The organism is Pseudomonas avellanae BPIC 631, assembly GCF_000444135.1.
Taxonomy (GTDB): Bacteria; Pseudomonadota; Gammaproteobacteria; order Pseudomonadales; family Pseudomonadaceae; genus Aquipseudomonas; species Aquipseudomonas avellanae.
Window position 1 is genome coordinate 20,440 of record NZ_ATDK01000283.1, and the last position, 10,925, is coordinate 31,364.

At 60.9% G+C, this 10,925-nt stretch carries 11 protein-coding genes; 4 read left to right on the top strand and 7 right to left on the bottom strand.

Translation table 11 applies throughout. From position 1 onward, the window contains the following. Nucleotides 1-161: 161 nt before the first annotated feature. Genes DW49_RS0116955 through DW49_RS0116975 form a run of 5 tightly spaced genes read right to left on the bottom strand, consistent with a single transcriptional unit; the run spans nt 162 to nt 5,215 of the window. A complete protein-coding gene (locus DW49_RS0116955) occupies nt 162-1,595 on the bottom strand; it encodes an efflux transporter outer membrane subunit (RefSeq protein WP_005619392.1) in 1,434 nt (477 codons plus the stop codon). Next, nucleotides 1,592-2,476, bottom strand: a complete 885-nt coding sequence (locus DW49_RS0116960) for an efflux RND transporter periplasmic adaptor subunit (RefSeq protein WP_003378220.1) — start codon at nt 2,474-2,476, stop codon at nt 1,592-1,594. The genes DW49_RS0116955 and DW49_RS0116960 overlap by 4 nt, the downstream gene beginning before the upstream one ends. Beyond that, nucleotides 2,473-2,682, bottom strand: coding sequence for a DUF1656 domain-containing protein (locus tag DW49_RS0116965; RefSeq protein ID WP_005619390.1), 210 nt, complete (start codon nt 2,680-2,682; stop codon nt 2,473-2,475). Before DW49_RS0116965 ends, DW49_RS0116960 begins: the two co-directional genes overlap by 4 nt. After that, a complete protein-coding gene (locus DW49_RS0116970) occupies nt 2,679-4,766 on the bottom strand; it encodes an FUSC family protein (protein ID WP_005619388.1) in 2,088 nt (695 codons plus the stop codon). Before DW49_RS0116970 ends, DW49_RS0116965 begins: the two co-directional genes overlap by 4 nt. Continuing rightward, complete coding sequence (locus DW49_RS0116975) at nt 4,763-5,215, bottom strand: MarR family winged helix-turn-helix transcriptional regulator (RefSeq protein WP_005619387.1); 453 nt, start codon at nt 5,213-5,215, stop codon at nt 4,763-4,765. The genes DW49_RS0116970 and DW49_RS0116975 overlap by 4 nt, the downstream gene beginning before the upstream one ends. Before the next feature lie 531 nt (nt 5,216-5,746). Between DW49_RS0116975 and DW49_RS0116980 the strand changes: the two genes are divergently transcribed. Then, complete coding sequence (locus tag DW49_RS0116980; protein WP_003378216.1) at nt 5,747-6,415, top strand: polysaccharide lyase family 7 protein; 669 nt, start codon at nt 5,747-5,749, stop codon at nt 6,413-6,415. An 18-nt stretch (nt 6,416-6,433) separates the two neighbouring features. Here DW49_RS0116980 and DW49_RS0116985 read toward each other — a convergent pair whose 3' ends face one another. Together DW49_RS0116985 and DW49_RS0116990 are read right to left on the bottom strand one after the other, a co-directional pair. Continuing rightward, entirely contained in the window at nt 6,434-7,822 is a 1,389-nt protein-coding gene (locus DW49_RS0116985) for a heavy metal sensor histidine kinase (RefSeq protein WP_005619385.1), read from the bottom strand. Next, on the bottom strand, nt 7,801-8,490 hold the full coding sequence (locus DW49_RS0116990) for a heavy metal response regulator transcription factor (RefSeq protein WP_005619384.1): 690 nt from the start codon (nt 8,488-8,490) through the stop codon (nt 7,801-7,803). The genes DW49_RS0116985 and DW49_RS0116990 overlap by 22 nt, the downstream gene beginning before the upstream one ends. A gap of 170 nt (nt 8,491-8,660) precedes the next feature. Here DW49_RS0116990 and DW49_RS0116995 point away from each other — a divergent pair, with 170 nt between their 5' ends. The 3 genes from DW49_RS0116995 to DW49_RS0117005 all read left to right on the top strand — a co-directional run bounded on the left by DW49_RS0116995 (nt 8,661) and on the right by DW49_RS0117005 (nt 10,726). Further along, on the top strand, nt 8,661-9,266 hold the full coding sequence (locus DW49_RS0116995) for a hypothetical protein (RefSeq protein WP_003378210.1): 606 nt from the start codon (nt 8,661-8,663) through the stop codon (nt 9,264-9,266). A 72-nt stretch (nt 9,267-9,338) separates the two neighbouring features. After that, nucleotides 9,339-9,959: a cytochrome b/b6 domain-containing protein gene (locus DW49_RS0117000; protein ID WP_005619381.1), complete on the top strand. Its 621-nt coding sequence runs from the start codon at nt 9,339-9,341 to the stop codon at nt 9,957-9,959. Beyond that, entirely contained in the window at nt 9,956-10,726 is a 771-nt protein-coding gene (locus DW49_RS0117005; RefSeq protein WP_005619379.1) for a molybdopterin-dependent oxidoreductase, read from the top strand. Before DW49_RS0117000 ends, DW49_RS0117005 begins: the two co-directional genes overlap by 4 nt. Nucleotides 10,727-10,925 lie beyond the last annotated feature (199 nt).

Consider the following 10,925-nt stretch of genomic DNA (forward strand, 5'->3'; position numbering starts at 1 on the left):
GGCCTGAAATCGGCTGCCTCGGCTGTGTCAGGCACACCGAGGCGGTTGGTTGTGCTGCCGGTTCCCGGCAGATCGTGGACAAGTCCACTCCCACATTCTGGACATTCTGGACATTCTGGACATTCTGGACATTCCGGCAGATCGTGGACAAGCGAAGCGTCCTATTTTCCGGCCACGTCATCCTTCTCCCACCCGCCGCCCAGTGCCAGGAACAGGTTGATCTGTCCCATGGCCACTTCGGTGTTGGCTTCGGCCATTTGTGCGCGTACGTCGGTGTAGGTGCGGGTGGCTTGCAGGTCGGCGAGGAACGAGGCACGTCCGGCCTGATAGAAGCGGTGGGTCTGGTCAGCGGCCTCGCTGGCCGATTGTTCGGCTTCCTTGAGGGCGTCGCGGCGGTCGAGCAGGGCGGTGTACTGCGCCAGGCCGGTCTGGGTTTCACGGATGGCGTTGAGCACCACGCCGTCAAATCGTGCCAACGATGCCTGCGCCGACGCTTCAGCCTGATGGATACGTGCGCGCGAGCCGTTGGACGGGATTGTCCAGTTCAGCAGTGGCCCGAAGCCCCAGCGGTTGGCGGCCGGTTTGCCGAGGTTCTCGATCAGGCCGGTGGTGCCGATGCTCGCGCCAATGCTGATGTCCGGATACAACTCGCCGGTGGCCACACCAATTTCGGCCGTCGACATCGCCAGATGACGTTCAGCCTGACGCACATCCGGGCGGCGTTTGAGCAGTGTGGCGCCATCGCCCACCGGCATGACCTGTGCGATGTGCGGCAGTTCGTTACAGGTGCTGACCCCGGCAGGTAATTGTTCCACAGGTTTGGCCAGCAGCATCGACAGGCGGAACATCGCCGCCTGACGCCGCGCTTCGTAACGGGGCATTTCGGCGCGCAATGACTTGAACTGCGTTTGCGAGCGCGTGACCTGGGTTTCATCGCCTCGCCCGGCATCGCGAAGACGCTGGTTGAGGGTTACGCTCTGCTGTTGCAGGGCCAGTGATTCACGGGCGATGCCGAGTTCTTCGTTGGCCGCGCAGATCTGTGTATAGGCCCGCACCACATCGGCGACCACAGTGATGCGTGCCGTATCGACCGCCGCCTGATTGGCATCGACATTGGCCTGCGCAGCTTCGATACCGCGCTGCAACGTGCCAAACAGGTCGAACTGATAGGAGGTGGTCAGGCCTACGTCACCGACGTTGGACACTGGCACCTTTTCGGTCAGCAGATACGCCTCGCCCGATTCCTGCACACGCTGCGCGCCGATCTTCGCACCGCTGGTAAAACCGCCTGCGGCCTGGGCTTCGGACGTCTGATAGCGAGAGCGTTGCAGGTTGGCGGCAGCAATGCGCAGGTCGGTATTGGAGGCGATGGCCTGGCGCACCAGTTCATCCAGACGCGCATCCTGATAAAGCCGCCACCAGTGCGCAGGCACCGGCGCCGAAACGGTGTTGACCGAACGGCCGGCCAGTTCGCCCTGTAAATCCGGGCGATTGATCGCGCCGTCTTTCGGCAGTTGGTAGTTCGGCCCGACCATCTGGCAGGCCGACAGCACGGCACTGAACCCAAGCGCCGCCACGCGTAAAGCGCGTTTCATCGTTGCGCCTCCTGCGTATCGTCAATGATCGACACCGTCGCGGTGCGCCCGGCGATCATGCGAAAGTTGCCAGGCACCTCATCGAAGGCAATGCGCACCGGAATCCGCTGCGCCAGCCGCACCCAACTGAACGCCGGGTTGACGTTGGGCAGCAGGTTCGAGCCGCTGCTGCGGTCACGGTCTTCGATGCCGGCAACGATGCTCACCACGTGGCCGGTCAGCCGTGCGTTGTCACCAATGACCCGGATATCAACGCCCTGGCCGACATGAATGCCGTCCAGTTTGGTTTCCTCGAAGTAGCCGTCGATATGGAACGACGCCGAATCGACCACCGACAGCACCGGCCGCCCGGCCGTGACGAACTCGTGATCGCGGGGCGCGCGGTCGTTGAGGTAGCCGTCCACCGGGCTGCGGATCACCGAGCGATCCAGGTTCAGCTGCGCGGCATCCACGGCCACGCGGGATTCACCCAGTGCCGAGAGGGCGCGGGCCTCGCGAGACTGGCTTTCTTCCAGTTGCTCACGCGCCACCAGGTTGCCCAGGCCACGGTTACGCTTATTCTCGCGGCGTGCCTGCTCCCAGGTTTCCTGGCGCTCGGCGACCGTGGCCTGCGCCTGACGCAAGGCCAGGCGGAAGCGGTCCTGGTCGATGGTGAACAGCACCTGGCCCTTGTGCACGGGCTGGTTGTCCGTCACCTCAACCTTCTGGATCAGGCCGGACACGTCCGGCGCGATCTGCACGATATCGGCGCGAATATGCCCGTCGCGGGTCCACGGCGCGTACATGTAATACATCACCATGCGCCACACAACGACGGCAGCCAGAGTGACAACCAGCAGGGTCAGGACCACGCGGCCCAGTGTCAGTATCGGTTTTTTCATGTCATCAGGTATCGACTGAGAGTATCCACGGCGCCGAGCAGCAAAGCGTATAGACCTACGTTGAACAAAGCCCGGTGCCAGACCAGACGGTAGAAGTGGGCGCGCGACAGCACGGCGTGCACGCCGAGAAACAGCAGATAGGCGATGCTCATCATCGCCAGGAACGTGGGGATGAAGATCCCGCTGATGTCCAGATCACCGATCACAGGGGTGCTCCATCGATGTTATGCGGCAGTTGCTCGGTCAGCTCACCGCCCACAGTGACGATCTCCACGCCCGGCAACAGCGCCAGACGCAGGCCGCTGAGCGCGTGCAGCAGATGAACGCGAGCCGGGTTGTCGCCCATTTCCTGATCGGTCAGCGCGCGGCGTGCGCGGTCCATGGCCATCAACAGGCCTCTGGGCGCGGGCAGTCGCTCGCCGGCTTTGCTGCAGTGTTTGAAATAGCCGCTGACCTCATCGATCACCTGGCGCAACAACACCTGAGCGGCAGGCGTTGCGCGCCGGGTGTAAGCGAGCAGGTCAAGCATGTTCAGCGCCACCCGCAGCTCACGCAGGGCAATCCCGGTGTCCTGCGCGGTAATCGTCAGGCGCGGCAGTTGCTGCATCAGGCGGTCGAGCATTTGCACGCCCATGCGCCGATGCTCGGCCAGAGACGAGTGTTCGCTGAGGCTGGCGATGTCGCGCCAGCTGAAACGGGTCAGGCGCTTCACTGCCAGATCGACGCCAAACGGGCGGAACACCAGCGTCCAGATAAAGGCGAACAACAGCCCGGCAGGCCCGGCCAGATTGGAATTGAGGAAGTTCATGAAATCCGCATCGTAGGCACTCTGGATGCTGATGAACGACGAGGTGTTGACGATGGTCAGCAGCGTGCCCAGAAAGAAGCGCGGTTGTACGGTCAGGGTGCCGACGCAGATAAACGGCACGGCGAAGGCGAGTACCAGCATCGGGAAGTCGTGCAGGTTGGGCAGCACCACGAACAGGTACAGGCTGGCAAACACCACCGACAGCAGGGTCCAGAAGAAGAACCGGTAGATTTGCGGGGCCGGGTCGTCCATGGCGGCAAAGAAGCTGCACGACACCGCGGCCAGCGCGACCGCACCGGCGCCGTCTTTCCAGCCCAGCAGAATCCACAACACCGATGCGGCGATGATCGCCAGTACCGTCGAAGTCACTGAATAGAGCATCAGGCCGCGGTCCAGAAACGGCGTGAGCCGACCCAGACGCCAGTGGCGATATACCGCGCGCCATGGCGACTGGTCGTCGGTCTTGATCGCGTACTGCAGGGTGCGGCAATCCTGCCACAGGTCGATCCATTCGCTCAGGCGGAACAGGGTATTGGAGAGCAACAACTGGTCTCGGTCATCGAGTTGCGCAGAGCCCGGTTGCAGGCCCTCCAGCTCGCGGTGCAATTGTTGCCACGGCTCATGTTGCGGACCATCAGCAGTGCTTTCGAGCCAGTCGCAAGCCTTTTGCAGCATGGGTTTCAGGCTGGCCAGCAGCTCGGGCGTGCGCCGCTCCAGTGCCCACAGCGCGTCGTCCAGCGCATCAATGACCGGCAGCAGGTGAATCATTCGGCCGCGCAGTTCATTGGCGTTGCGCACAGTCTGTTTGCGTGCGCCCTCGTGGCTCAACTGGCCGATCATCATTTCCAGCGAGTTGAAGCTGCCGACCATCGAGTTGCGCAGCGTGCCGATTTCTTCGGCCTGACAGGTGCGGCTGATGAAGCGCTGGCTGTAGGTCGCGGCGTCAACAAACCACTTTTCTGTGGTGGCCTGAAACACCGGAGCCAGACGCCTGGGCCAGAACATCGCGCCGACAACAGAGGCGCAGATGATGCCAAGGAAAATTTCTTCGGTACGCGACACGGCAATGTCGAACACGGCCTGTGGATTGTCGACCACCGGCAGCGAAATCAACGGCATGGTGTAGCCCGCCAGCATCAACGCGTAACTGTTGGCGGTGCGCAGGTGCAGAGACAGAAACAGCAGCGTGCCGGTCCACAGTCCGACCACGATGGCCAGCAGCAAGGGCGTCTGCACGAACATCGGCACCAGCAGCACCGACGCGGCTGCACCGGCCAGGGTTCCGGCGGCGCGATACAGCGCCTTGGAACTGGTCGGGCCTACGAACGGGCTGGAAACGATGTACACGGTGGCCATTGCCCAGTAGGGGCGGGGCATTTCCATCAGGAGTGCGATGTACAGCGCCAGCATGGAGGCGCCGAAGGTACGCACACCGTAGAACCAGTCGCGCGCCGGCGGCACGCTGGAGAAAAATCCGCTCAAGCCGATCCTCCCGATTCAGTGTGCGCCGCCTCGGCAAACGCCTGGAACACACGCAAGGTGGCTTCCAGGTCAGCGGGCGCAAGACCTTTAAGGACATCGGCGCGTAAGCGGGTCAGTTCCAGTTCGATGGAACCAGCCAGCGTGCGGCCCTTGTCGGTCAGGCTCAGGGCCTTGGCGCGGCGGTCGTTGGGGTCTTCGCTGCGGCACACGATGTCGGCCTTGCACAGCTGATCAAGCAGGCGCACCAGCGTCGGGCTTTCCATGCCGGCGGCTTGGGCCACCTTTACCTGATGGACACCGTCACCCAAGCGCGCAATCGCCAGTAAAGGCCCTGCGCACGCTTCGGAAATCCCGTAGGTGACCAGCGTGTTCTGACAGATGCGGCGCCATTGGCGAGACGCCGCTACCAGACCACTACTGACCGCCCGATGCAATGAATCGACAGACATGGAAATACCGGAAATTTAGTTAGGAGAAACATTGTTAGTGAGAATATTAATAGCTTGCTAACTAATATCTCGTAACAAGATCTTAAGGTCAACCCGTAACTGCCAGACGGTGGTTTTGAATAGGGGCAAGAGGTCTACCAGCCCCGAAACCGACGATGAACGGTCGCGTCTGTCAGCCAAATATGAGGAAAGTTCATTTTTTCAGCAAATAATGGCTACCGCTCGTCGGTAAAAAGCGCTTCGTTCAGGCTGTTTTGTGATGTGCCTTCCAAAAAAATGACGCAGCACCCGAATTGACCTGTGCAGATAAATCGGCACCTGCAGCCCATAGCTGGCACTTGGCCGTAGTTCGTAAATTGACATCAAAATAGTGGCATTGGCTTTTTTAGGCATTTTATTGGCGTCAGCGAGTTGTCATTACTGTTTAATAAATAAACGATTCAGCCGATAGTCTGTTTGAACGCAACGGGCCAGCATGCCCGTTCCAGAGCCCTATTTGCCGGTACAACTGCGTACCTTGCGAGTTACCCCATGATCGACCTTGCCACCTGGAATTTGTCCGTGCCCGTCGGGGATCCTGCCACCATCATCGAAACGCCTAAGTTGCTCAAGGGTTATAGGGACGGTTATTTTCAGTCCGGGGATACGCTGTTTTTCTGGGCACCGGTGACCGGTTCCACGACAGAGAACGCCAAGTACCCGCGCTCCGAATTACGCGAGACGACGTCCGACGGCAGAGTCTTCAACTGGGCCTATTCGAGCGCCGACAACTTTCTGCGTGCAACGCTGGAAGTCGATCAGGTGCCTTCCACCGGCAAGATCGTGATCGGGCAGATTCACTGCTACCAGAGCACCGAGCCGTTGCTGAAGGTGGAGTATCAGTACAAGGAAAAGCTGAAAACCGGCAATATCGTCGCCAAGTTCCGTCGCACGCCGGATTCTGAAATCGAAGTGATCACCATCGCGCAGGGTGTGCCACTTGATCAGCAGTTCAGCTACACCATCAACCTGTCGCCTTCCGGCGATCTGACCGTCAGTGCTTTCGACGCGGTCTGGTACGCCAAGCTTGATTCAGCCTGGAGCAGCAAACTGTTCTACTTCAAGGCAGGGGTCTATACCCAGGACAATACCGGCTACACCACCGAGGGCGGTTCGGCGACGTTCTACAAGCTGGCAATCGCTCACGACAAGAAGTCCTGATCGTTACCCGGCGGTTGATCAGACCGCCGGAAATACCAGGCTGAAGCAAATCCTGCCGTCGGCTGGTTGAGCCACTTCGACGCGCCCGCCATGCAGGTGCATGATTGCCGTGACGATGGCCAGCCCCAGGCCGTTGGAGTCTGAGCGTTCATGGCGCGAGGCGTCGCCACGATAAAAGCGGTCGAACAACCGGGCCAGGGTGGCGTGTGGCAGCACCGGGCCCTGGTTTTCCACCTCGATTCGCCACTGCTGATCAACCGCCGCTACACGAATCAGAATCTCGCTGTCTTCATCCGCATAACGAATGGCGTTGGCCACCAGGTTGCTCAGGGCGCGACGCAGCAATATCGGATCGGCCAGCAGCGTACCTTGCCCACTGGGGCTCAACTTCAGATTGCGCTCGTCGGCCAGGCCCTCGAAATAACCGGCCACGCGTTGCAATTCATCGTGCAGGTCGAGCGGCTGGCGTTCCAGCGCCGCTTGCGCCTCGTCCGCCCTGGCCAGAAACAGAATGCTTTCGACCAGCCGCGAGATGCGCTCCAGCTCTTCCAGATTGGAAGCCAGCAATGCCTGGTATTCATCGACACTGCGATCCTGACGCAGCGCCACCTGGCAATGGCCCATCAGCGACCCGACCGGCGTGCGAATCTCGTGGGCCAGGTCGGCGGAGAACTGCATCAGGCGTCGATAACCATCGTCAATCCGGTCGAGCATGGCGTTGAAGGCGTTGCTCAACTGCTGCAACTCGACGGGCGTATCGTGACTGTCCATTCGTTTGTGCAGGCTGGCCGGGGTGATCGCTGCAGCGTGCGCGGCCATTTTGCGCAACGGGCGCAGACCGCGTCGCAGCAGTACGTAACCCAGCACGGCGGTGATCAGAAACGCCAGTGCCACGGCGATATAAATGCTCTGGCGGAAGCTGGCTAGCATGGCCATTTCCTTGACCATCAGGTGCGCGGCCTGCAAGCGCACTTCAACGCCATTGGACATCACCTGCGCCGCCGCAGCGCGCAACGGCACGCCTTGCAGGCTCATGCCGCTGCGCAGGTCATCGACCCGCAGCGGCTGGTCCTGGGCAACCGTCGGCAGGTCCGGCAGCGGTGCGTGTTGCGGGTTGACCGAAACCACTGGCGGCTTGCCTGGCTCGCCGATAATAAAGATGTCTTCCTCGCTGTCGAGCATGTTCTCGAACAGTTGCGGGCTGCCTTTGAGGTTGTCCATCGTCAGGTCGTAGCGCAGCAGCTTGCGAAAGTGGTCGAGCCGCGCCAGCACCGCGTGGTCGCTGCGTTGCATCACAGTCTGTTCGATGGACTGGTAGAGATAAAGGCCCGCTCCGCTGACTGTGAGCATTGCCACCAGCGCAAAGGCCAGGGTCGAACGCAGGGTCAGGGAAGGCTGGCGTCGCATGGCCGCACCTCGCACACATAACCGATGCCGCGCACGGTGTGAATCAGCTTGACCGGGTAGGGCAGGTCTATCTTGCTGCGCAGGCGCTTGATGGCGACGTCCACCACATTGGTGTCGCTGTCGAAATTCATGTCCCAGACTTCCGAGGCGATTTGTGCCCGTGACAGCACATCGCCTTCGCGGCGCAACAACAGGTGCAGCAGGGCGAACTCCTTGTTGGTCAGCACGATAACCTGTTGCTGGCGCGTTACGCGGCGGCGCAGCGGGTCGAGTTCCAGGTCGGCCAGATGGAAGTGATCGGCCTCGCGCACCACGCCACGGCGCAGGATAGTGCGGATGCGCAGCAGCAGTTCAGTGAAGGAAAACGGCTTGACCAGGTAATCGTCGGCCCCCAGCTCCAGGCCGCGAATCCGGTCCTGTAACTGGTCGCGGGCGGTCAGGAACAACACCGGCACGTCCTGCCGGGCGCGGAGCACTTCGATGATCTGCCAGCCGTCGATACCGGGCAGCATCACGTCCAGCACGATCAGGTCGTAACGGTTTTCCAGCGCCAGGTGCAGGCCGTCGGCGCCGTGCTGGGTCCAGTCGACCTTATAGCCGGATTCGCCAAGACCCTTCTTCAGGTACTCGCCGGTCTTGGTATCGTCTTCAATCAGCAGGATATGCATCGTTTTGTCCGCTACGCTTTTGCAGGCACCCTCGGTGCACCGATGCCGAAGTCTAACCAGTTGCCGACAAGGTGTCCGGCGAATGACAAAAATGTCATTGCCCGGTCATTCTGCGGTGCCGGTAGCGGTGCAAAGATAGTTTCCAGACCTCACCTGCCAAGGAAGTACCGATGAAGACTGCACTTTCCACCACGTTCGGCCTGCTGTTGCTCAGCGCTGCTGTCATGACTCAGGCTGCTGACATGAAGGTTGTCAAGCCGATGCGCGGCACGGTTGACAGCGTTCAGGCCGACACGTTGAACTTCACCACCCGTGCGGGTGAACATCAGAGTATTCAACTGACTGACAAGACCGGCATTCGCCTGGTTTCCAAAGCAGACCTGGAGTCGATCAAGGCCGACAGCTTTGTCGGTTCGGCGGCAATTCCGCAGGCTGACGGCACGCTGAAAGCGCTGGAAGTCACGGTCTTTGAAGCAAGCCTGAAAGGCAGCGGCGAAGGTCACTACGGCTGGGAAAATGCCGACGGCAGCACCGGCACCATGACCAATGGCACCGTGGGCACTCTGTCTAAAGCCAATGGCCGCACCCTGACCGTCAAATATGAAGGTGGCGAGAAGAAGCTGGTGGTGCCGGAAGACGTGCCTATCGCCTACGTTGAGCCTGGCAAGAAAGAACAACTGACCAAAGGTGCCAAGGTTGTGCTGTTCCCGGCCGATGACGGCAAGTCGGCACGCGGTGTCGCAGTCGGCAAGGACGGTTTTACCCCGCCGATGTAATCGCAGCCGAGGCTGTCAGTGGCAGGCTGCCGCTGACACCCTCGGTTACACCTGATCTAGAGGGATCTGCGCATGAAAACCCGACCGATTCACCCGTGGCCGGTGCGCCTGACACATTGGGTCAATGCCGTTGGCATGGTCTGCATGTTCATGAGCGGCTGGGCTATCTATAACGCATCGCCACTGATGCCATTCACGTTCCCCAAATTCCTGACACTCGGCGGCTGGCTGGGCGGCTCCATTGCCTGGCACTTCGCGGTGATGTGGCTGTTGGTCATCAACGGCCTGATTTATGTGCTGTACGGCGTGTTCAGTCGCCATTTCCGGCGCGATCTGTTGCCGGTTCGGCCGTCCGAGGTAAAGCGCGACATGAGTGACGCGATGCATTTTCGCCTGGCCCACGTCAAAGGTCAGTACAACGCGGTGCAACGCTTGATGTACTGGCTGGTGTTGATTATGGGCGTGCTGGTCGTGGTGTCCGGGCTGGCCATCTGGAAACCGGTGCAATTTCAGGGGCTGGTTGCCTTGCTGGGGGGGTTTGATTTTGCCCGCTGGGTGCATTTTGGCGCGATGACGGCAATCGGCGCGTTTGTCGTGGTGCACCTGGTGTTGGTCGTGCTGGTGCCCAGTACCTTGTTACCGATGATTACCGGCGGCCGCCAGCCGAACGAAGATGGAACTGCGCAACCATGAACGAACCTCGTAAACGCATCACCCAGCGCATTCGTCTGGAGCCTGCGCAGCAGAGCCAGTTGATCGATATTCAGCGTCGCTCGTTCCTGCGCGCAGGGCTGACCGTAGGCGCCATGTCGATGCTCACCGGCTGTAATCTGCAGGACGGTGATCAGGTCGATAAAGTGCTGTGGGCCATGTCACGCTGGAACGACCGGGTTCAGGCCTGGCTGTTCAACGGCCAGAAACTGGCCCCGACTTACACCAAGGCGCAGTTGACCAACCCGTTCCCGTTCAATGCGTTTTACCCTGAATACAACGTGCCTGAGTTGGAGCTTGCCGACTATCGGCTGGCGGTGTCCGGGCTGGTGCGCGACAAGCAGCCATGGACGATAGATGCGCTGCGCAAATTGCCGCAACGCACGGACATCACGCGGCTGATCTGCATTGAAGGCTGGAGCGCGATAGGGCAGTGGGGCGGCGTGCCGCTGAAAACGTTTCTGGAGTACATCGGGGCGGATACCACAGCGCGCTTCGTCGGCTTCAAGTGCGCCGACCGCTATTACTCAAGCCTGGACATGCCCACCGCGCTGCACCCGCAGACCCTGCTGGCACTGGACTTCGGCGAAGTCGCCCTGCCACCGGACTACGGCTACCCGCTGCGCGTGCGGGTGCCGACCAAGCTGGGCTTCAAGAACCCCAAGCACATCGTCGAGATCTTCGTCAGCAACGAAAACCCCGGCGGGTACTGGGAGGATCAGGGGTACAACTGGTTCAGCGGGATCTAGGGGCGCACCGGGCGACACTTCGCTTGTGTGGGAGCGGACTTGTCCGCGAACTGCCGGGAACCGGCAGTAAAACGCCTCGGTGCAGCAGATACAACCGAGGCGGCCTGTTTCAGGGCCGCTTCGCAGCCCTTCGCGGACAAGTCCGCTCCTAGTGTGCCCGGCATGGGCCGAAACCAGCCACTTGAAAGCAGTGGCCAGA